This is a genomic window from Pantoea sp. Cy-640, from assembly GCF_011752635.1.
Taxonomy (GTDB): Bacteria; Pseudomonadota; Gammaproteobacteria; order Enterobacterales; family Enterobacteriaceae; genus Pantoea; species Pantoea dispersa.
This window is the reverse complement of sequence record NZ_VWXB01000011.1, coordinates 99,392-122,735: the sequence shown is the minus strand read 5'-3', so window position 1 is coordinate 122,735 and position 23,344 is coordinate 99,392. Positions and strand designations below refer to the sequence as shown.

The window sequence follows — 23,344 nt, the reverse complement described above, 5'->3', positions numbered from 1 at the left end:
CAGTTAATCCTCATAAAACGGTGACGGTCACGCCTTTTCGTGTACCCAATTGCAACATCTCAACTTCGCCCCAGTCGTTAATATGTGTCCATCCCCAAGACCATGAAGCTCCCTGAGGAGGCGCTCCGACAGGGACACTCAGCAGAACCCCTCCTGGGCCGTCTTTATTAGCATGACCTAAAGCCATTTCTTTATCAGGAGTCCATGATACAAATTGGCTTTCACCCGTCAATCCACCCTCTGCATGTTGTTCAGGTGACAAATCAGCATGAGGGTTTGCTGGTTTTACAATACCCTTTCTGGCATTTTCTAATTCAGGATGTTTTGCACTAACCCCTCGATATAATTTCTGACTTTCAGCATCTGAACATTTACTCAACCCAAGCGGATCTATCCATGTCATAGAGTTGGGTGCATAAACATACAGATTCAGCCCACCCGCCAGCCCTATCGGGTCCTGCTGCGTAAACCGCGCACTGTCCGGGTCGTAGTAACGAAACAGATTGTAGTGCAGTCCGGTTTCACGGTCCAGGTACTGGCCCTGCATACGCAGGTTCTGGTCGTAGCCGGGCAGTTGCTGATGAGTTTCGCGCAGCAGTTTGCCCCATGCGTTATTGATGCCTTCCCAGCTGATGCGGCCTTCGCTGTCTGTCAGGCGTTCCGGCATGCCGTTAGCGGCATTGTGGAACCAGAAAATCTCCGCGCCCTCATTGCCGTCAATACGCGCCAGCGGTTCATAGCTGTTTGCGTCGCTGTATACGTAGGTCAGTGGCACTTCGTCGTGTATTTCCTGCAGCAGACGAAAACCGTCCCAGACGAAGCGGGTGAGGGTCGCTGCTCCGGCCGGCTTGCCGTGCAGTAAACGCTGCACGCGCTTGCTGAAGCGGCGCCCGAGCGGATCGTAGCGGAAACTCACCTGCACCTGAGGCTTGTTGCGATCGCGCGGCTCGCTGACAACTTCGATCAGGCGATGCTCGTCATCATAGCGATAGCGCCAGCGCGTCTGACCATCATCCTTTTCACTGGTGCGACCGTGTACGTCGTAGCGCCAGCGGATGCCGTTAAGCTGCGTAACACGGTTGTGCGTAACCGCTGCTGCCGCGCTGCGGTCCAGCGGATTGCCCGCGCCATCCCATCGCCACGTATCATTACCGGGCTGAGCACCTTCCTGCACCAGCAGACGGCCCGCGCTGTCGTAGTGCCAGAGCGTCTGGCTGAAAGGATTGTCGTCGCGCTGTTCGCGGATCAGGTTGTTGCCATAGTCGAAATCACGCCGGCGCGACCAGCGGCGCGGTGCCGGGCGCTGTGCCTCGCCGTCGAACACATCGCGACGCACCAGCCGACCCAGCCGATCGTAATCGCTGCGCGTGGTCAGTCCGCCCTGGCTGCGGCTCAGCTCGCGGTGCAGTGTATCGCGCGTAAATTCGCTGACCGGCAGGTTATCCAGCGCGATGCTCAGCAGATGGCCACTGCCGTAATACAACTGTTTCAGCTGGCGGCCATCCGGCAGCGTCAGCGCAGTGCAGTTGCCCAGCGCGTCGTACTGCCACGCCAGACTGCCCTGATCGCCCTGCTCCGCAATCACGCGACCAGCTTTGTCATACGCGAAGGTAATCGCCTGCTCGGCTTCACGGCTCCACTGGTTTTCCCCCAGCGGCAGATACTGCGCCACGCTTGCCAGCTGGCCCGCCGCGGTATAGTCATAGCGCGTCTGGCCTTCCGGGGTGATGCGCGCCATGAGTTGCCCTGCCGGGCTGAAGGCGAAGCGGTGCGTAATCGCCTGCGGGTGACCGGCGGCGAAAGTGCGGGCAACTGCACGTCCGGTGGCATCGTAGTCATAGCGTGTTGCCACACCGTCCAGCCCGATCTGCGCCAGCAGCAGCGAATCTGCGCCCCATTCGAAGTGGTAGCTTTCACCGTTTTGATTTTGCAGCGAGATTAAACGTCCACGGCTGTCCCAGCGGCGCTGCACCTCTTCGCCCTGCGCGTTTCGCGAGAGAGTCAGTCTGCCGGCCTGGTCGTAAGCGAATTCGCTGCGTTTACCGTCTGCCGAGGCATACGCCACTGGCAGACCACGTTCGCTCCACTCCAGACGTTCTTCCCAGCCTTCAGCACGTTCCATCTGCCGGGGCCGCCCGGCGGCATCATAGTAGTATCGCGTTTCTTCGCCATCGGCTGCTGTAACACAACTCAGCCAGCCCAGCGGATGATAACGGTAACGCGTCGTCTGGCCGGAGCAGTCCGTCTCGCGAATGACCTGCCCGGCATCGTTATACTCACGGCGATAGCGATTGCCCGCCGCATCAATCTCTTCTGTGATCAGCCCAAACTCATCGCGCAGATAACGCGTGCTGTGCCCGAGCGCATCGACCACCCGTTCCAGTCCGTGATGGATATCGTAGTAATAACGGATGGCAGCGCCGCCAGGCTGGGTGATGACGCTGGGCAGGGCACGATGCGTTAACCACTCTGTGGTCTGCGCATTGCCATCGGCATCCTGCTCTTCAATGCGGTTGCCGAGCTCGTCGTAGGTAAAGTTCACCGCATGGCCGAGCGGGTCAATACGGCGCGTCAGCAGTTCATTGTCATCCCACTCGTAGCGCCATTGCTCGCCGCGCTCGTCGATGTAGCAGGTAATCAATCCCTGTGCATTCCAGTGATGCTCGCGCTGCTGTCCATCGTAGGTAGAAACGCGGGTAATGCCCGCCGCAAGATCGTACTGCATACGGCAGCCATCGCCGCTGCTGGTGCGGTTTTCTATCACCCGCCAGTGATCAAACAGCTGCCAGCGATACTCGCTCTCCAGCCCGCCCGACAGGCGGTGCCATACCATCAGGCCATCCACGTTATAACGGAAACGGCGCGTCTCAATGCCTGCCGCATCGGTGACGCTGGCCAGCTGGCCGTGATCATCAAAGCTCCAGCGCATCAGCGGCCAGTGCTGTTCACCGTCAAAGTGACTGGCAGCGGTAACGCGTTGCGGATGGCGTTCGTCGTTGTAGTGCAGCGTCACGTCAATCGCCAGCGGTTCATCATGGATGCGCACCAGCCGGTTCTGCTCATCCCAGCCCATCTCCAGCGCGTTGCCGTACTCGTCGCTCAGCGAGGCGAGGCGCAAGAGCTGCGGGTTTCTGGCGGTGGGTTTGTACAAGCGCCAAACCGCGCCATCATCGTCAGCGATTGCCACGTCACCGTGCGCATTGCGTCGCACCATCAGTCCTTCGCTGATGCTGTAAAGCACCTCTTTTTCACCGGGCAAGGCAAAACGCAGTTCGCGGCCGTTGTCATCAAACCAGGTGGCCTGATTGCCTTCCAGCGTCAGATAGCTGTCGAACACCGTCGACCAGCCGCGGCCAAACAGGCCGGCGCGCTGCGTCAGGCTGTTATAACTGCGCTGCCAGCGCAGGGGAAAACGTCCCGGCAGCGAGAAATCTCGCTCGGCATCATCATTCAGCACTTTCACGCCGGTAGCGGCATGTACCGGGTGCAGCGCGGAAAATATCGCGTTGATAGACATATCGGCCAGCATACCGCCGCCCGCCATTGCCAGCGCACACGGCATATTTTTCAGGATCTGGCCGGGGCGACCGCGGATCAGCGACAGGCCGATCATCGCCAGCGCCAGTCCCGGCTGTTTACCGCTTTTGATATCCCGCACCGTTAGCGTTTCACCGCCAATGATGACGTTGGCTGAAACATCATCGCTGATGGTCGCTCCACAGGTGGTGCGATCTTTAGCACGTGCCGCCGGCTGGCCGTTGATGAATACGCTTTTAGATCCTTCAGCGAGATACTGTGGTCCGCTGTGTTTCTCGCATGCAACTTTATCCTGTTCCAGCGGCGAGGTACCTGCGGCAGCGGAGGCAATCGTCGGCTGCCACATCGCCCCGGCGAACTGGTCGGCAACCGCCAGCAGTTTGCCGGCATAGTCGGCAAAAAATCCGGCCGACTGCGCTTCCGGTGGCGGCGTATCGCCTGCCGTCAGTTCACCTGCCGCGCGAGCCGCCGCTAAGCCATTGATGATCACATTATCCGAACCGCTGGCAATGACACCCGCAGGCGACGGCGGAAACAGCATGTCGCCAATGCCATCCGCAGCCGCGCTGATGTCGTCCGTGATACCTGCCACATTCGCCACCGCACCCGCGATGATACCGCTCAGCAGACAGCTACTGCCTACCGCCGCCAGTGCACCCACGCCAACCAGCGGAGCGGCTACGGTAGCCACACCGGCAACAATCGCGCCCATCGCGGCGTAGACCGCACCTTCAGCGACGATACTGGTGATATCGGCGAAAATACTGGAATGAATGATGTCATCGCCCTGGCGGGCCGCGTGCTTATCCATAATTATCCCTTCCGTGGGGCGTTCAGTGTCAGGCTCTGTTTGAAGGCATGCCAGCGTGCCCCGTCTTCTTCATCAAAAGGCCGCATGGCTGAAAAAGTAAATATCATCAACATATTGGTTTCAGGCACGTTTACTGCCAGCTGACGTTGCCACAGTGCCTGCCCGTTGCGATCAAAAGCCGTTTCCACTTCGATGGCGCGCAACGTGTTGTCGGCTCCCGCCAGCACACGTGCAAATTCGCTCTGCTCAACATGGCCCATCTGGCTGCGCAACGTATCCCACTGACGGTGAAACTCCAGCTCAAAATCGCTGCCTTCGGCGATTGGCCCACGGCTGACGATCAGCGCCAGCCCGGTGGCTTCATCGCGCAGAATATTCATGCTGGTGTCCTGCCAGCCAGCCGGAAACAGGGCGAACGCGCCCTCGTTGAATTGGTAGTGCATGTTGGATATCCGTTAGAGGAAATAAGTAGAAGTTGTGGGAAATATTGGCTGGTGAGTTTTGGAATACTCAGCTTAACGTTTATTTTTCGAAAAAATATACTTCACCATAAATGGAAAGCAAAGAGTAATCTAAAAAGATTAGAATAAGACTAAATGTTTGAGCAGATCTTTCGATTATTTTACTCACACCTCAATTTCCTTGTACCTAAAAAGACACCGCTCGGTTTGCACAAGCAGCGCCTTTATTCTCAACTCACTGATAAAGTGCAGGAAAATGAAATTCAGTTATCTATATTAAAGACCATCATGATATGACTAACTTTGCCGCGTTCAATTTGGAATAAAATACGTTTTCCATCACCGTCATAATAGAGCCAGTATTGATTATCACTATCATCCACCGCGCCATTTCCATATTTACTTTCCAACTGCACCTTGCTATCGCCAACTGAAATGCCTCTGGCCGTTTTGACACCCGGCTTATTAAGGGTTATCTGTGCAATTATGTAACTATCTATATCACGATTCTGCTTATCCCATAGTAAATTAGAAGAATAAACATCGTAACCATCGTAATGGTGTTGGTAATATTTGTAACTACTTTCGCCGGAAGGTATTTCCCCCGTAAAGCTCTCGCTGAGTTGAACCCCTGCATTTTTCTTTGCAGATTCATTCCATGTAGCCCCTAATGCAAAAGGATGATTGTTAATTTGCACGGTAAAATCTGAAGATGAGATAGGTGAAATTGCACTTGCATGATTAATAATTGTCTCAGCAGCATTTGCAGTTAACATTGATGCTGACGCAATAAAAATCAGTAAATACATTTTTTTAAAAAAAGAAATCATCCAACCATCCTTCTTATTTAAATTCCGGAACATCATATGAGAGATTTGCATTCGGAAAACTATCAAACATTCTCTTCATACTTTTAGTTTGCGCTGTCGCCCAGTTAACATCAGTTGCATATTGGTGTGTACCTGGAGATGCAGGATTCCAGCGCATTTTATACAATGTATTTTGACCTGATCCAACAAATTTATCTGATATCCACTTTGCGCCGCCATCAATAGCTTTTTCTGGAGTTGTCCAACCTTGTTTATACGCGTAATTTGCTCCTGTATTTACAGCGTTACCATCAAGCGCACCAATGCCATACATATTGTAAACTTTGGTACCATTAACCATTACACCTTTAGCAAGCTCACTTGTGCCATTACCGGTTTCCAGTGCAGAGTGTGCTGCCAGGTAAGCCTCGTTTATATTATATTTTTTTGCCGCGTCAAGGTAAGTTTGCTCCTGTCCGGCAAGAGTTCCTTTGCCTTTAAGGAAATTACTCATATCATCTTTACTAATTCCAGAAGATGATGATAAATCAACAAATTGATATTTGTCTGTTCCATCCATATGGTTGGCAGGATCGACATACTTTTTGATGTCAGCTTCAGTTGCTGGGACAAAACCTTTTTTGGTATTGCTCCACTTAACTGGGGTTGCTTTAAGTCCCTTTTGTTTCTTGACCATATCATCTACAGAATAATCATACTTACTCTTTTTATCGGTGAAACCCTCTGTTTTACCTACACTAGTATCTTTAGATTTTTCTGCAGCTTTCGGCGCAGCCGGAGCCGCCTGTCCTTTCTGTTTAGGGGGGAACAGATTCTCTACCGCTTTACTGATATTCTGTTTGTGATCAGCACCAGGCGCACCGGTGCCGGGCTTTGCACCGTCAGTATTCAGGTTCAGCTTGCCGCCGGAGGTTGTAATATGGCCATCGCCCTGCACGAAAATATTGAAGCCTTTACCGACGATATTAATGTGACCGTTAGCGTTGAGTTCAATGGCGCTTTCACCGCACTCCAGACGCAGTTTGGTGCCGGATCCCAGAACATAGGTATCAACTGCCGCGTCCAGCTTGCCTTGTCCGGTCAGGAGCTCCTCGCCGCCTTTGATACCGTGTACACGGTTGGTCTCAACGCGGTACAGCTCATTACCGCCAGCATAATGGCTGTGGTTGTTGGCGACCGAGTGGCTGGCATCGTTTTTAACGTGCGTATCCATGTTTTTCTGCGCCTGGATCCAAAGATGCTCATCGCCCGCCTTGTCCTCGAAGCGAAGCGCGTTTGCCGTGTCCGCCGTGCCGTCCTTCGAACGGCTTAAAAAGCCCATCTGCGTCGCCGCCGCCGGCAGCGCCCACGGCGGCATGCTCGCCTCGTTGTACACGCGACCGATGATCAGCGGCCGGTCCGGGTCGCCGTTGATGAAGTCCACCACCACCTCGTCGTTCACCCGCGGGATCTGCACCCCGCCGAACCCCTGGCCCGCCCACGCGCTCGATACCCGCACCCAGCACGAGCTCGTGTCGTCGCCCTTCGCCAGGCGGTCCCAGTGGAACTTCACCTTCACCCGGCCGTAGCGGTCCGTCCAGATTGACTCACCCGCCGGGCCCACCACCTTCGCCGTCTGCGGGCCGTGCGTCTTCGGCCACGCCGTCGCCGGCTCCGCGCGGTACGTCACCGACGACGGCAGCACCGTGAACGCGATGTTGTGCCGCGCACCGCTGCCGCCGCTCGCGTATTCGTTCTCCTCGAAGTCGTACCGCGCCGACGTCACCAGGTACTCGCCGTTGTCGCTGAAGTGCGGCGCGTTCACGATGCCGAACCGGTACCCCGGCGCGATGCCCGTCGCCGTCCCCGTTCCGCTCACGCTGTGGTGCGCAACCTGCCACACCTCCTGCCGGATGCGCGTGTAAAACTCGCCGTGGCTGTGGTCGACAAAATGGCCCGGCCAGTCGTACACGTCCACCGCCCCCGGCACCGGCGACACCGGGTTCTGTCGCGCCTGCAGCATCCACGCGTTCGGCTTGCGGAAGTCGTAGTCGTCCGTGCTGTACATCCCCGGCGTCACGCTCTCGCACAGCGACCACTGGCTGATGCCCTCCTCCGTCACGCTCCCCCCTGACACCGTCACGTGGTACGGTATCGTCTCATAGCCCGCGAACGCCTCGTGCTGGTCCGCCCCGTCGCACAGCACCATCACGTGACGCTCCGCCTCGTGGCGGAACCAGTAGTAAATCCCCTCCAGCTCCATCAGCCGGCTGATGAAGTCCAAGCTGCTCTCCTGGTACTGCACGCAGTACTCCCACACCCGGTAGCTGCTGCCCAGCCGCGTCTCCACGTTCACCCCGTTCTCCTGCAGCAGCGTCTGCACTATCTGCGGCACCGTCTGCCCCTGAAATATCCGCAGGTTGCGGTCCCGGCGCATCGGCCACAGGTCCGGCTCCACCCGCAGCTGGTACACCGCGTAGCGCGTCCCGCTCAGCTCCTCGCTGCGCACCGCCACCCGCGTGATTTTGCCGTTGAGGTAGCGCGGCGACAGCAGGCTCTGCGTCGGCAGCGTGAACGTGACCGGCTGCCCCAGCAGCGCGTGCCGGTCGATGCGCGCGTCCGTGGCCAGCAGTTCGGCGTTCAGCTCAAACGACTGCGACAGCGCCTCGGCGCCGGTGAGTTTCCAGAACAGCAGGCCGTCCATCGGCAGCTGTGCGGTGATGCGTGAGAACATGGTTTTCGTCCCTGTCAGAGGAAGGTTGGCAAAAGGTACTGGTTTAAGGTGCCAGCATCAGCACTTTGAACTGACTTGGCACGATTCGCATGCCAATCGCATTGGTGGAGTTTTGCAGGCTCATGCTGGTCAGGCGGGTTGCCGGCGTGCCTTTGAGTAATACGGTGAATGACCCGGTAAGGTGGCGCGATGGGCCCATTACCGTACCCGATGCCACACCCGTTGCTACTCCAGGATTATCGCCGTTCGTCATTGGCGTGACGGTTGCCATATTATGCGCAGGCATTCCCATAAACAGGATGTTCAGCGCATTAGGAATAGCGGTAGGCCCCAGGGCAATGTCCGGATAAGGGATCGGTACCGGCGCAGGCGTGGGTGTCAGGCAGACATCCGGAAAAGCTAAATCCACGCCAAATAGCTGACAGTTTGCGAACATTGTTGCTCCTTAACCCATATGAATCTGTTCAGAGTCGACTTTCGTAATGGCTTTTGAGGTGATCACCGTATTGCTGGCATGCAGGCGAGCGTAATCTTCAGCTTTCATATCAAGCTGACCGGCCCGGACCTGTTCAGTATTACGGGTGGTACGCAGCAGGTTATGGCTGACCTGCGTAATGGTTTGCCACACCGATTCCGCACGCTTGCCAACGATGCGCGAAAGGCTAACCCAGGCAGAGATCTTATCACCGCTGTAATTCATGTCGCTGATGTGGCAATCACCCTGTTCAGCGCTGATGCGCAGCGCAGAACTGCTCAGGCTCAGCTCCCCCGTACTGTGAATATGTAAATCACCAGGCACGCTCAGCTCAGCCTGTTGCGCATTCGCACGCTCCAGCACCGCCAGCAGCCAGATCTGGTTTTCGACGCTGGTCACCAGCACCGTGTCTCCCACCTGTGGCGCAATCACGCAGCTGGCTGCACGCCGGCAATGCCAGCCACGTCCTTCACACTCAACGGTGAGGCTGGTATCAGCGAAGCAGTGCGTCACCACACCCGCTGACTGCACCGGCGGTAAAATGGCCTGCGCCAGTTTATGATTTACGTTGTTCATAATTTTGCTCCTTAACTGCGGCTCTGGCGTTGAGCGCTCCAGGCCTCTGCGGCCAGTAGTTCTTCATCAAATTCAATGATGCCCTGACGGCCAGAGAACTGAGCGTTCTCCTGACGCGCCCGGTGCATACGCGTACGGGAAAAAGTGGCACCACGAAGATCGGCCATGCGCAAATCGGCGGCGGAGAAATCGCTGTAGGTCAGATCGCAGCGAATAAATAACGCCTGCCTGGCGTTAACCTGCTGCATGATGCTCTGGAAAAAGCGGCTGCCGCTGAAATCAGTGTGCATCAGCGTCGCACCGGCAAAAATAGCCTGATCAAAAAGGCTGTCTTTACACTGCGCGTTGCTGAGGTTGGCTTCCATAAACAACGCCTGGCTGGCATTCACCTGATTAAGCTGCGCGGCTTTTAGCGATGCGCCTTTGAAGTTGCACTGCACAAGGTGCGCACCATTGAACAGCGCGTCATCCAGCGCGCAGTCCGTGAACTGGCAGCCGGTGAAGCGCTGTCTTTCGTAATTTTTACCGCGCTGGTCACAGTTGAAAAATACCGTGCGCTCAAATTCGCCGGCGGTCAGCGAGGTCTGACGCAAATCAATACCGTAAAACGTGGTGAGCAGGCTTTTGCAGTTGTCGAAGCGGCCCGCCTCCAGCGGTGATTCAAAAAAGATGCAGCGGTCAAACAGAGCCTGGGTGAACTGGCTCTGTTCCAGCGCACACTGCATAAACTGGGTTGTAAACAGTGCGCAGCGAGAAAAGTCGCTGCCAGTCAGTTCACATTGATTCAATACGGTTTCGGTCAGCCGGGTGTCCGTCGCCTGTAATCCAGCCATTTCGCACTGATTGAATACCGTCTGCTCCAGTCTGGCATTATTCAGCCTGACCCGGGAAAGCTGACACTCAGTGAACACCGTTTCCTGCAGATTAGCGCCCTGCAAATCCGCGCTCGCCAGTGAAACGTCCTGAAATACGCCGCCGGCAAGATCGCATCCACGTAAATCCAGGTTCTCCAGGCTGAGTTCACTTATTACCTCGCCCTGCTTAATACGCTGCTGCAATTCTGCTGCGCTGAGCGTGGTCATACAATTTCTCCATCACGCTTAGGAAGCGTCTTGATACGTCTGGTCCACGCGCCGTCAAGCTCAGTGGTATTACTGGTAAAGGCCTGAGATAAATCAGCGCGAAACAGATTCGCACCGCGAAACCGTGCCCCACCCAGCTGGCTTTTTTGCAGTAGTGCCCCCATCAGACTGGCATCGGTAAAGTCAGCATCACGAAAATCAGTGCGCACAAACATACTGCCCGTCATGTTGGCGCGCCGGAAATCAGCAGCCTGACACGCGGCCTCGCTCAGATCGCTGTTCTCCAGTTTTGCCAGCGTAAAGTTCGCCCCGTTTAGCGGCGTCTGGCGCAGATTACTCTGGCGCAGCGTCGCCTCGCTAAAGTCTGCACCGTTCAGAGAACTGCCGGCAGCGACTGCGCTGGCTGTCCATGTTGAACCGCTAAAGTCTGCTCCATTTGCCTGGGTCTCTACCCACGAGCAGCTGTCCAGCACGGCCTGCCTGAATGAAGCCTGCTCCAGCGTGGATTTTAAGAATGTGGTCTTACTGAGCGTGGCCTGTAAAAAATCAGGACCGGGAAGGTTCAGCTCCATAAAAACGCAGCTCTGCAGTGTCGCGCGATGGAAGCGACACTGAGTAAACCAGGTTTCGCGGAATAGCAGGCCACTGAAAGTGGCGTCGCTGAACGTACAGTCATCGAACAGCGTTTCCTGCAGTTGCGTATCCTTGAACTGCGCGCCGGAAAAATCGCTGTGGCAACACTGCGCCAGCACCAGAGTAGCGTTTTCAAAATTACAGCCGCGCAGAGAGGTATGATGCAGTTCAGTGCGTGCCAGCATTGCACTGTGAAAACTGGCGCCGTCCAGCTGGCAGTGACTTAAATCGGCGCACTCCAGCAACGCTTTGCTGAAGTTCGCGCCGCGCAGGTCCATACCTGAGAAATCCGCACCGGTCAGATCCATACCGCTGAAGTTACCGCCCTGCGCCAGGGTGCGCTCCGCGCGCTGACGGATAATCTGTGCCAGATCGCCTTTCAGGCGCCTGGCCGGCGGCTGGCTGTTGACTGACATCAGGTACATCTGATGCAGCGCATCGCGGCTTTGGGCCAGCTTCTTCTCACTCAGCGTGTCTTTATTACGGTGCAACATTTCCTGCATGCGAAACAGCGTTTCCGGCCCCCGCGGCTGATGCTCATCACTCTGGCTCTGCGGGTACTTTTCTTCCATCTCACGTTTGCGCTGCTCAGCTTTCGCCTGCATCTCCTGTGCCTCCAGCTCCATTTTCTCAATGAATTCTGGCAGGTCTTCGAGTCGGGGCAGTTCAGGCTCTTCCGGTTCGCTCAGCAGGTCACCGACTTCGCCGCCGCTGGACGTCATGCGCGCGCGATGCTGTTCACGTAACAGGGCGGCACGATTCTGCATGTTTTCCCGCATCGGACTGGAAGTCTGTTCGACCTGGTTATCAACCCAGGCACCGATTGTCTCTTCCGGAATTAAATCTTTTTCACGGAAGGAGAACAGCGCACCTTTCTCTTTATCAACACGCTGTGTGAGTATTTTACGGTAATGACTGACCGACCGGGATGACCCCTGTTTCTCCAGCGCGGGCATCAGCTGCATAACATCAGCTGCGTCATCTTCGTTAATGCGCACGCTGCCCTGCCACAGCAGGATCATTTGCTCAAGATGCGGAAAAAACCATACCGTCGTCGCACGCAGGGCAATCTCTTTGAAAAGCGTTTCGTCACCGCGCTGGCGGTTGATGAAACAGCGCGCCTGCCAGGGCGGGATTTTGCCCTCCTGCAGCGGTTTTTGTGGATGCATATTCCAGATACGCCATGCAGCCTGTTCCGGTAGCGCGTCGCGATCCTGCCACCATTGATCGGGGCTGGCAGCATTGAATACTTTCCAGTCAATATCACGCGCAAAGCCCGGAAAATCATTCTGCAACCAGCTGGTATCGTACTTTTTTCCCATACGGCTAAAGCGACGCGGCCAGCTGATGTCGAGTGGTCCAAAACCCGCAGGTTCGGGTTTTTGTTTAGCGTGAGTGATGCGACCAGCCATGGCTTCAATATTGGGTAAGCGAATGAATTCATGCCCCTGATGCACCTCGGAATGAATCCCTAAGCCATAAGGATTTTCATCGTGCCCTTCCCCGCCAAACGCCCGGCTCCAGTCGAGCCGCATTGATTCAAACGGTTGCGGCTGCGTTATCTGGTTTCCAACCCAGTAGCGATCGCCAAACACCGCAAGCGATTTGCTCAGCGTGTCGACGTCAATGCGCGCTGCGCAGGCGGTTTTGTCGTGCTGGTGATGGGTATATGCATGGCCTGTGGCAAGAAACTCTGCACGCACTTTTGGAATGGCCAGATCCAGCACGCCACCGCTGGTTTGTAACTCACTGGCAGCCAGTTGCCACAGCTCCATTTCCGGACGGAGCTGCGGCTTTTCCCCCATGTCAGTCAGCGCAAGCACCGTGACGCCCAGATGATTTTTACCCTGCCAGCGAAACGGGCGATTAAGTATGCTCAGGCGCAGAGGCTTAATGATTTTCATGCCTGGGTTCCTTTTGAAACGACAGATAAAACAAATACCGGGCCTGATCCCGACCCGGTATTGATAATGGTGTAGGTATTTATACTTCTTTAGAAAGGACTGAGACTGCATTAAAAATATGTATTAATTTACTTCCAATGCTAATTAAAAATGGATTTGTGCATATGCAGTGCAAAATTTTCAGGCTGCTCTTTTTCGTAAGTCAGTTTTATGGTATTTCCGACCCGATACATCGCCAGTTCTTCTGCTCTGATCACGTCACGGCTTCGGCCCTCATAAACCTGACCATCCGTATTATGAAAGCGTACTGTGATAAAAATATTTATTAATGGACTGCCATTTCCACCGCGAGTATAGACATCAGTAATTTCACCTTGCGTTTCGATGCCATGCTTCTTCAGATAGCGCTTACGCTGATTATTTTTAACATCTTTAATGATAAGCTTGAAAATGATAAAAGAAAAAAGAAACAACACTGACGAAACAATGACATATGACAAATAGAGAATAATTAGCCCACTCCTAAATAAACTTCATAACACATGATAGACATAACAAAAAAGCGCAATACAGCCCAGGCAATGTCATGTTAAAATCATAAAGCGCAATATTACATCGATTATCAAGCCATAAAACCAATAAAAGCCACTAATATAAAATATCAATGATAGCAACTTTGGGTGGCTTATCTTCGTTATATTTTACAATTACCCTAAGCCCTTTTTTTAATTTATGTATATCATTAGGTCGTACTAATCCTTTACCAGAACATATATTCTCTTTTCCAGCAACAGTAAGTGGCACATTAAAATCATAGAAAAAGTCGTTGCCATATTTGGTGTCTGTTTGTGACCAACTTTTAGGTTCAATGGTTATTACATTGCCTTGCCATTCATCTCTGGTTTTCCAGTTTTTTATTTCAATCAATTCATTCTTGTTTGGTTTGAAGATTAAAAACATTACAAACAAACCAATAACAGTCATTATGATCCCGATAATAAATGGGGTTTCGGTTAAAAAATGCATTTTCACCTTCATATAAATAAATGTATCGCACTAATAACTATATTTTGCAATGTATCTTCAATTTTAGTTAGTGATCGTTTATTGTCAATGCCCTTTGTTGAATAACTAACCAATGAGCTTGAATTACTCAACGCTGTAACGCTGTTACTTACAGTAGTGAATGAAGAACTCACCCCAGTACCGCTCATGCTATTGCCCGTTAATGAAGCACTATTACCCGTAACGCTTTCATTAAAACCGGTCATTGAAAAAGAATGCACAGCAGTTTTAACCCAGCTCGATGGAGATTCAATGCTTACTTTTGAACTACTCTTAATACTAATTTCATTAGGGCTAAATATATTTACAGTCCCTGTCATTACATTTTGACTCCAGCCACCATTAATATCTACAGATAGATTGCCGTTTATTTTCTCTATCAGACTTCCGGTAACCTCTCTATTTTCATCACCATCAACATGAATATTCTTATTACCGACAATTGAAACTTTATCACCATCGTTTATTTTCAATTCTCTGCCATTTTTAATGGTAGTATTTTCACCGTTATTAAACGTTTTGGTCTCAACACCATCAACCGTCGTTGTGCGCTTCTGCTTGTAGTGGAAAGTTGCATCGCCAGTGATCTCATCGCTTTGATCTTTGCCGATCTTTGTCGTGCGGCAACCGTCTATTGATACGGTCTTGTCATTCTCCACCGAAATGTTCATGTCTTTTTCAGCATGCATATTAAGCAGCTCACCGCCCGGCTTGTCCTCAAAGAACAGGAAGCTGGCGTTGTCATTATGGCCATCTTTACTGCGCGTCATAAAGCCCATGCGCGTGGCGTCTTCGGGAAGGTTCCAGGGTGGCATACTCGCTTCGTTATATACGCGCCCGGTAATTATCGGGCGGTCAGGATCACCGTTGATGAAGTCTACAACAACTTCATCACCAACCCGCGGGATCTGCACCCCGCCGAAGCCCTGGCCCGCCCACGCGCTCGACACCCGCACCCAGCACGAGCTCGTGTCGTCGCCCTTCGCCAGGCGGTCCCAGTGGAACTTCACCTTCACCCGGCCGTAGCGGTCCGTCCAGATTGACTCACCCGCCGGGCCCACTACCTTCGCCGTCTGCGGGCCGTGCGTCTTCGGCCACGCCGTCGACGGCTCCGCCCGGTACGTCACCGACGACGGCAGCACCGTGAACGCGATGTTGTGCCGCGCACCGCCGCCGCCGCTCGCGTACCCGTTCTCCTCGAAGTCGTACCGCGCCGACGTCACCAGGTACTCCCCGTTGTCGCTGAAGTGCGGCGCGTTCACGATGCCGAACCGGTACCCCGGCGCGATGCCCGTCGCCGTCCCCGTTCCGCTCACGCTGTGGTGCGCAACCTGCCACACCTCCTGCCGGATGCGCGTGTAAAACTCCCCGTGGCTGTGGTCGACAAAATGGCCCGGCCAGTCGTACACGTCCACCGCCCCCGGCACCGGCGACACCGGGTTCTGCCGCGCCTGCAGCATCCACGCGTTCGGCTTGCGGAAGTCGTAGTCGTCCGTGCTGTACATTCCCGGCGTCACGCTCTCGCACAGCGACCACTGGCTGATGCCCTCCTCCGTCACGCTCCCGCCCGACGCCGTCACGTGGTACGGTATCGTCTCATAGCCCGCGAACGCCTCGTGCTGGTCCGCCCCGTCGCACAGCACCATCACGTGGCGCTCCGCCTCGTGGCGGAACCAGTAGTAAATCCCCTCCAGCTCCATCAGCCGGCTGATGAAGTCGAAGCTGCTCTCCTGGTACTGCACGCAGTACTCCCACACCCGGTAGCTGCTGCCCAGCCGCGTCTCCACGTTCACCCCGTTCTCCTGCAGCAGCGTCTGCACTATCTGCGGCACCGTCTGCCCCTGGAATATCCGCAGGTTGCGGTCCCGGCGCATCGGCCACAGGTCCGGCTCCACCCGCAGCTGGTACACCGCGTAGCGCGTCCCGCTCAGCTCCTCGCTGCGCACCGCCACCCGCGTGATTTTCCCGTTGAGGTAGCGCGGCGACAGCAGGCTCTGCGTCGGCAGCGTGAACGTGACCGGCTGCCCCAGCAGCGCGTGACGGTCGATGCGCGCATCGGTGGCCAGCAGCTCGGCGTTCAGCTCAAACGACTGCGACAGCGCCTCGGCGCCGGTGAGTTTCCAGAACAGCAGGCCGTCCATCGGCAGCTGTGCGGTGATGCGTGAGAACATAATAAATCCCTGATGATTAACTGTGTGGATCGAGCAACCAGACGCCTTCTTCGCTGATGGTCAGCGTTTGCTCGCGCGTGCCGCCCTGGCCGCTGATGGCAAAGGTATAATTGCCTGGCGCCAGCTGCAGCGCGGCAAAACCGTTGGCGGCAGGCACCAGCGCCTGCGGTTTGCCATTCACCTGGACGCGTTCGCCCTGCTGCAGCTTGATGTAAACCTGCGCGACCGGCTCCGGCGGCGGTGCAGGCTGCGGCTCCGCTTCGCGCGGTTTTTCCGGCGTTACCGCTGCCGTTGCGGCTGGCGCTGACGACGCTGAAGGTGAAACTGCCGGATCAGCAGCTGGCGCGCTGTTTTGCACCGTCTCTGCCGGCGCCGCAGGCTCATCGCCCCCGGACATCAGCAGCCCCACGCACAATCCCACCAGCACGCCCGCGGCCACCAGCCCCGGCAGCGCAAAGCGATGGCGCAGCAGCGATTTCACCGGCGAAAGCGTTTCAGCTTCGTTCGCCTCTTCCACCGGCACCAGCATGGTGCCCGGTCCGCTGATTTTGGCGCTCAGCAGCGGTTCCGGTTCGCGCTCTGGCAGCGCCATCAGCCCGGCAAAGGCATCAATATCCTGCGGCCGATCTTCCGGTTTGAGCGCCAGCGCGCTGTCTACCGCCGTCAGCAATGCCTGGGAGTAGCCCGGCAGGCGGCGCGCGGCCAGCGGCTGGTAGTTATCTTCGATGCTGCGCACCACGCTCACCGGCGGTGGCGCCCCGGTGATCAGCGTATGCAGCACCGCGCCCAGCGCGTAAATATCCGTCCACGCGCCCTGTTCGCTTTCGTCGTTATCGCTGTATTGCTCGATGGGCGCATAGCCCGGACGCAGCATGGTTTCGCTCTCATCAGAGAGGTTACCAATGGTTTTACGCGCGGAGCCAAAATCCAGCAGCACCGGCTCGCCGCTGCTCTGAATCTGGATGTTATCCAGCGAGATATCACGGTGCAGGTAACCGGCGTCGTGGATGGTTTTGATCGCACCCAGCAGCGGTGGCAGCAGGCGACGAATCCAGGCTTCATCCACCAGCTGCGGATTGCGCTCGCGCAGGTTCGATAAGGTGGTGCCGCTGTAAAACACCGTGCCCATATAAGCGGTGTCGTTCTGCACCCAGAAACGCAGCACGTGCAGCAGATTAGGATGGTTGAAGCGGGCCAGCAGGCGCGCCTCCTGAATAAAGCTGTTCAACCCGGCATGAAAGGTTTTGCTGAAGCGTTCGCTGCGCAGCACCAGATTCAGATCATCGCTGCGTACCGCCAGCGAAGCCGGCATAAACTCTTTGATGGCGATATCACGTTCCAGCTGATGATCCCAGGCACGATAAACAATGCCAAAGCCGCCACCACCGATCACTTCTTTAATTTCAAACTCATTGAAACGGTAACCCACCGGCAGAGCGTTGGGTACGTTGAGGGGATTATCGTGTTCCGACATTTTCGAAAACTCTCTGATCACTAACGGCTTTAGACATCGAACTGGCAAACAAACTCGCCCTGCTCACAGCGTACCTGCACGCGACGATAGCGTTCATCGCGGGCGTGGGCGCTGAGCAGCATCTGGCTCATCTGCGGCAACAGGGTATTGGTAAGGATGGCGTCGACCATGCGGCCACCGGACTCCACTTCCGTGCAGCGCTGCACGATCTGGCTGATGACCGAATCGTCAATCTGCGCGCTGATGCCGTGGTTGTCGGCGAGGCGCTGAACGATACGGCCCAGCTGCAGCCGGACGATTTCCGCCAGCATCGCGTCGCTCAGCGGGTAATACGGCACCACCAGCAGGCGCCCCAGCAGCGCCGGCGGGAAGACCTCCAGCAGCGGTTTACGCAATGCGGTGCTGAGCGCTTCCGGATCCGGCATCAGCTCCGGATCGGCGCACATCGCGCTGATCAGCTGCGTACCGACGTTGGAGGTCAGAATGATGATGGTGTTACGGAAGTCGATATGGCGCCCTTCGCCATCCTCCATCCAGCCTTTATCGAACACCTGGAAGAACAGTTCGTGCACATCCGGATGCGCCTTCTCAATCTCATCCAGCAGCACCACGCTGTAGGGACGACGCCGCACCGCTTCGGTCAGCACGCCGCCTTCGCCATAGCCCACGTAGCCCGGCGGTGCGCCTTTCAGGGTGGAAACGGTGTGGGCTTCCTGAAACTCGCTCATGTTGATGGTGATGATGTTCTGCTCGCCGCCGTACAGCGACTCGGCCAGCGCCAGCGCGGTTTCGGTTTTGCCGACGCCGGAGGGACCGCACAGCATAAAGACGCCGACCGGTTTGTTCGGATTGTCGAGGCGCGCGCGTGAGGTGCGCACGCGTTTGGCGATCAGATCGAGACCGTGCCGCTGGCCAATCACGCGCTGGTTGAGCGTATCCGCGAGATTGAGCACCGCGTCGATTTCGTTTTTCACCATGCGCCCCAGCGGAATCCCGGTCCAGTCTGCGACCACGGCGGCCACCACGCTGGCATCCACGGCGGCAAACAGCAGCGGCGCTTCGCCCTGCACCTGTTGCAGCTGCTGTTGCGTCGCGTCCAGCTCATCGCGCAGCGCGGCTTCGCCCTCCGTCACGCAGCGCGCCCGCAGGGCAATCAGCTGATCGACCAGTTCACGCTCCTGCTGCCAGCGCTGCTGCAGCGCATCGCGCTCGGTTTCCAGCGTTGCGCGCTGGGCGGCAACCGCCTGCGAACGCGCCGCATCGCCCAGCCCGACTTTGCTTTCGCGCTCAATGATCTCCGCTTCAATCTCCAGCGCGGCCAGACGATGCAGGCAATCTTCCAGTGCCGCAGGCTGTGCGCCCTGGCTCACCGCCACGCGTGCGCAGGCAGTATCCAGCAGCGCCACCGCTTTGTCCGGCAGCTGGCGCGCCGGAATGTAACGGTGCGACAGCTTCACCGCTGCACTGACTGCCTCATCCAGCAGCAATACCTGATGGTGCTTCTCCAGCGCGCTGACGGTGCTGCGCAGCATCAGAATCGCTTTGGCTTCATCCGGCTCCTGCACCTGCACGGTCTGGAAACGACGCGTCAGCGCCGGATCTTTCTCAATGTACTTTTTGTATTCGGCCCAGGTGGTGGCACCGATGGTGCGCAGCTGGCCGCGCGCCAGCGCCGGTTTCAGCAGGTTAGCGGCATCGCCGGTGCCCTGCTGGCCGCCGGCACCGACCAGCGTGTGGATCTCGTCGACGAACAGTACAATCGGCGTCGGGCTCGACTGCACTTCATTAATCAGCGCCTGCAGGCGCGCTTCAAATTCGCCTTTCATGCCGGCACCGGCCTGCAGCATGCCGATATCCAGCAGCCACAGCTGCACATCCTGCAGCGGAGCCGGTACGTCGCCAGCGGCGATACGCAGCGCCAGGCCTTCAACCACCGCGGTTTTGCCAACGCCCGCTTCGCCGGTCAGCAGTGGGTTGTTCTGCCGGCGACGCATCAGAATATCCACCATCTGGCGGATCTCTTCATCACGGCCGGTAACCGGATCGATGCGTCCTTCGCGTGCGCGTGCGGTGAGATCCTGCGCGTACTGCGCCAGCGTGCTGGTGCTGGCTGTCGGTGCGGCACTCTCGGTACCCGGCTGTGCCACCAGCGCCTGCTGTGCCTCTTTGCTGCTGGCGAGCAGCGTGTCGAACTGCTCCAGCAGCGCATCAGCATTGATACGGCCAAACTGGCCGGAGATGCCTTTCAGCACGCTGGCGAGGTTGAAGGTTTTGAGCATGCCAATCAGCAGATGGCCGCCGCGAATGCGCGTCGCACCGTACTTCAGCGAGGCGTAGACCCAGGCGCGCTCGACGGCGCTGTCGATGTGTTCGGCGAGATCGGAAACCGCGCTCGCACCGCGCGGCAGGCGGTCGAGCGCCGCGACGATATCCCGCGTCAGCGCGTTTTCATCCAGTGAAAAATGGCTGATCACCCGCTGTAAGTCGCCATCCTGCTGCTGCATCAGCTGGTGCAGCCAGTGCACCAGCTCAACATAAGGATTGCCGCGCAGTTTACAAAAGGCGGTGGCGCTTTCCAGCGAGGTAAATAACAGCGTATCCAGTTTGCCGAATAACACGGCACGGCTGATTTCTGACATATCGGGTCTCTTTAATGAAAGAAGCAGGCTGTGTAACAGGGAAAAGCGATTGGGCTAGCTTGCGGCTGCCTCAACCTCAAACATGAAATCTTCGCGATCCTGCGGCTGTGGCGCGTGTCCCAGCCAGCTGGTGTAGCCCAGCCGGGCATTGCCTCCCAGCGTGACGCTTTGCACCTCTTCCGCCGCCAGGATCAGGCTGAGGTCCCACTGCATCTCGATGCCGAGATAGTGACGCACCCAGTCGCGCACTTCGCGTGCGCCCGGCGCATCCGGCAGAAAGTGGGCATACTGCTGCGCGCTCAGCGGACCGAGCCGCAGGCGAAAACGGTGCTGCACATCGCGCACCGCCACGCCAAGGAACGCCGATTCGCCCAGCCGCGGCATCTGGCGTCCGGCTCCCAGCCGCGCCTGATCGCGCGCGTCCAGCGTCAGCCACTGTGGCACGTTCTGTGCCAGCTGCACCGGTACGCCAAAGTAGTGACGCAGAATGCGTACCAGCCCTTCGGCATCATGACCGTGGCGGCTAAGATGGCCGACCAGCATCAGCCGCGCATGCAGGCTGAGCGAACTGGCCTGCTGCTGCGCCGGTAAACCGATGCCGGCCAGACAGGCAAGGTAATCGACAAAGCGGCGGTTATCGGCGCGATCCAGCGAGACGGCCGGCTGCGCATCGGCCCAGGCGCGATAAAACAGCAGCGTGGCGCGATGGTGAAAGATGTCGGCAAATGCCGCCAGGCTGTGATCCTGATGGTGCACGATGCGCTCGTGCACATATTCCGTCAGGTGGGTCGGCAGCGGACCGTTGGGGCCAAACAGGCCAAAGCTGTAAATCGCCACGTCATGGCGCGCGTCCTCTGCGCGCGGCTGCACGCTGGCCAGCGTTGCCGGGGCAAACGCCAGCGACGGTTGCTGACCAATGCGCAGCGCTTCGAACTTCGGCAGCGGCGCGCGTCCCAGCGGATAGCGCTGGCCGCCCTGCGCATCCAGCCGGCGCAGCAGCTGAAACAGATCGTAGCGCCACGGTGCCGCCATCACTGCCTGCCAGAAATCGTCCGGCAGCCGCTGGGCGCGCTGCAGCGGAATGATTTGCGCCTCGCTCATAGCAGCGCCTTCCTGCCCATGCGCGGCGGCCAGTAGCCCACCTCGCCGCGCTGCTGGCTGTTGAGGGTGAATTCGGTAAAGCTATTCAGCGCGACCAGCCGGCTGCACACGCGTTCCAGCACGCTGCCGAGCAGCCATGGGCTGGCACCGGAAAACGCCTGTTCGTCGACCTCCAGCGTGATGCTGACGCCGCGCGCAAACACCACCGGGCCCGGTTCCGGCACCCGGCGATTGACCGCGCTGAGCTGGCAGTGGCGAATACCGTCAATCTGGCGCGCCACCGCCGCTTCGGCGAGATTAGCGTACAGGCTCAGCAACTGGCGCAGCGCGGCGGCGCCCTGGCCGTCGCTGCTGTCCATCAGGCTCAGGTAGTTCATCTGCAGGTGGCTGATCAGACGCCACGCGGAGAGCCCTTCGGCCAGCGCCGGACGCGGCGGCGTCGGACCTTTACACAACTTCAGCTGCCCGACCGGGATCGAATCCGGCATCACGAAATTGCCCTGCTCCTGCTGCAACAGCATCAGCGGCAGATCGCGGCTGGTGCAGAGCACGTCCGCCGACAGGTAGCGCATGTCGTCGCGCCACGGCGTGTGATGCTCATCCACCAGCGACAAAAACACTTCCGAGCCGATATAGCCGGTGCGCGTGCCGTAACGCTGCGCCTGCTCAGACAGCGTGCGCTGTTCGCGGCGCAGCGAGAAATAGGCACCGTAATCGCCGTCGTCGCCGCTGAAGGTGCTCCAGAACGGGCGGAATATCTGCTCTTCGCGCTTGCCCTCAACGGTGGCGAACAGCCGCTGCACCGAGTGCACTTCGTAGTCCAGCGGCCGGATGTTATCCACCACCAGATGATATTCGTGCTGGCTGTCGCTGACCTTCAGGCGCTCGGCCGTTTTGGGAAACAGGTTGATCACCGGCGTGCAGTGCAGTGCCAGATGGCTGCTGTCCACCACGCTTTCCAGCGCGCTGTCAGCCTTATCCAGCAGGATGATAATGTCGAATTCCTGCGCGTTATCGCAGCGGCGCAGAAACGGTGCCAGCTGGCTCAGGCTGATGAACTGGAAGCGCGCCGGAAAGGCAAAATACTCCTGCAGCAGCCGGTAGCCGTCGAAGTTACGCAGATCGTCCGGCAGCAGCGCCTGCTCTGGCGCAAAGCCTTCCTGCTGTAACGCGTCATCCGGCAGCACCTGGCGCAACGGTTTCTGTTCGACCGATTGCAGGACGATGCCGACGCGGTGCTGCATCAGCAGCTCCAGCAGTTTCTGCGCCTGAATGTCCGGGCCGCTGAGATACAGCATTAAATCGGCGACATTCAGCTGACTGAGCGACGAGATGCCTTCGCAGGCGATACGCACGCGCAGCGCGCTGGCGGCACCACGACCGCTGAGCTTCAGTTCGCCCAGCGGCAGATCGCCCGGCACGCCGCCGAGTGAAACGTCGCTGATGCGCAGCGGATGCAGCGTGACATCGTGCGCCGTGGTGTAGCTGCAGGTGACGCCACTTTTTTTCAGGTGCTGGCTCTCCATCATGGTGCCGCGCGGCACGTGGAAGCCATTGCTGATGTCGCCTTTGCGGCTGTCCGGCGTGAGCTGTGCAATCGCCATCGACGGCGTAGGTGACAGATAAGACGGCGCAATCATCTCCAGCAGCCGCTGCGAAAAGCGCGGGAACTCGGCGTCCATTTTGAGCTGCACGCGCGACGTGAGGAAAGCAAAGCCCTCCATCAGGCGCTCAACGTAAGGATCGGCGACTTCGATGCCGCGCATCCCCAGCCGCCCGGCGACTTTCGGATAGCGCGCAGCGAACTCCGCGCCCAGCTCACGCAGATAGGCCAGTTCGCGGTTGTAGTAGTCGAGCAGTTTGCTGTCCATG

15 protein-coding genes are annotated in these 23,344 nt (G+C 57.2%); all 15 read right to left on the bottom strand.

Annotation, left to right across the window (positions count from 1 at the left end; genetic code table 11):
- Nucleotides 1-10: 10 nt before the first annotated feature.
- Complete coding sequence (locus F3J36_RS21725) at nt 11-4,348, bottom strand: RHS repeat-associated core domain-containing protein (RefSeq protein ID WP_166720582.1); 4,338 nt, start codon at nt 4,346-4,348, stop codon at nt 11-13.
- Nucleotides 4,349-4,350: 2 nt separating this feature from the next.
- Nucleotides 4,351-4,791 (bottom strand): DcrB-related protein, encoded by a 441-nt coding sequence (locus F3J36_RS21720; protein ID WP_166720581.1) that lies wholly within the window; start codon nt 4,789-4,791, stop codon nt 4,351-4,353.
- Between the two features lie 281 nt (nt 4,792-5,072).
- Entirely contained in the window at nt 5,073-5,639 is a 567-nt protein-coding gene (locus F3J36_RS21715) for a hypothetical protein (protein ID WP_166720580.1), read from the bottom strand.
- A gap of 13 nt (nt 5,640-5,652) precedes the next feature.
- The gene (gene tssI / locus F3J36_RS21710; protein WP_166720579.1) at nt 5,653-8,352 is read right to left on the bottom strand and encodes a type VI secretion system tip protein TssI/VgrG; all 2,700 of its coding nucleotides are present in this window, start codon (nt 8,350-8,352) and stop codon (nt 5,653-5,655) included.
- 43 nt (nt 8,353-8,395) lie between these two features.
- Nucleotides 8,396-8,788 (bottom strand): DUF4150 domain-containing protein, encoded by a 393-nt coding sequence (locus tag F3J36_RS21705; RefSeq protein ID WP_166720578.1) that lies wholly within the window; start codon nt 8,786-8,788, stop codon nt 8,396-8,398.
- Between the two features lie 9 nt (nt 8,789-8,797).
- A complete protein-coding gene (locus F3J36_RS21700; RefSeq protein WP_166720577.1) occupies nt 8,798-9,403 on the bottom strand; it encodes a DUF3540 domain-containing protein in 606 nt (201 codons plus the stop codon).
- Nucleotides 9,404-9,414: 11 nt separating this feature from the next.
- Nucleotides 9,415-10,485 (bottom strand): pentapeptide repeat-containing protein, encoded by a 1,071-nt coding sequence (locus tag F3J36_RS21695; protein ID WP_166720576.1) that lies wholly within the window; start codon nt 10,483-10,485, stop codon nt 9,415-9,417.
- Nucleotides 10,482-13,022 (bottom strand): DUF2169 domain-containing protein, encoded by a 2,541-nt coding sequence (locus F3J36_RS21690; RefSeq protein WP_166720575.1) that lies wholly within the window; start codon nt 13,020-13,022, stop codon nt 10,482-10,484. The genes F3J36_RS21695 and F3J36_RS21690 overlap by 4 nt, the downstream gene beginning before the upstream one ends.
- A gap of 140 nt (nt 13,023-13,162) precedes the next feature.
- Nucleotides 13,163-13,498 carry a DUF3592 domain-containing protein gene (locus F3J36_RS21685; protein WP_166720574.1) on the bottom strand — a complete coding sequence of 112 codons (336 nt, stop codon included), beginning with the start codon at nt 13,496-13,498 and terminating at the stop codon, nt 13,163-13,165.
- Nucleotides 13,499-13,670: 172 nt separating this feature from the next.
- The gene (locus F3J36_RS21680; RefSeq protein ID WP_166720573.1) at nt 13,671-14,048 is read right to left on the bottom strand and encodes a hypothetical protein; all 378 of its coding nucleotides are present in this window, start codon (nt 14,046-14,048) and stop codon (nt 13,671-13,673) included.
- An 8-nt stretch (nt 14,049-14,056) separates the two neighbouring features.
- Nucleotides 14,057-16,258 (bottom strand): type VI secretion system Vgr family protein, encoded by a 2,202-nt coding sequence (locus tag F3J36_RS21675; protein ID WP_166720572.1) that lies wholly within the window; start codon nt 16,256-16,258, stop codon nt 14,057-14,059.
- A gap of 16 nt (nt 16,259-16,274) precedes the next feature.
- A complete protein-coding gene (locus F3J36_RS21670) occupies nt 16,275-17,732 on the bottom strand; it encodes a serine/threonine-protein kinase (protein ID WP_166720571.1) in 1,458 nt (485 codons plus the stop codon).
- A 29-nt stretch (nt 17,733-17,761) separates the two neighbouring features.
- Complete coding sequence (gene tssH / locus F3J36_RS21665) at nt 17,762-20,371, bottom strand: type VI secretion system ATPase TssH (protein ID WP_166720570.1); 2,610 nt, start codon at nt 20,369-20,371, stop codon at nt 17,762-17,764.
- 54 nt (nt 20,372-20,425) lie between these two features.
- A complete protein-coding gene (gene tssG, locus F3J36_RS21660) occupies nt 20,426-21,472 on the bottom strand; it encodes a type VI secretion system baseplate subunit TssG (protein WP_058771453.1) in 1,047 nt (348 codons plus the stop codon).
- On the bottom strand, nt 21,469-23,343 hold the full coding sequence (gene tssF / locus F3J36_RS21655; RefSeq protein WP_166720569.1) for a type VI secretion system baseplate subunit TssF: 1,875 nt from the start codon (nt 23,341-23,343) through the stop codon (nt 21,469-21,471). Before tssF ends, tssG begins: the two co-directional genes overlap by 4 nt.
- Nucleotide 23,344: the final 1 nt, after the last annotated feature.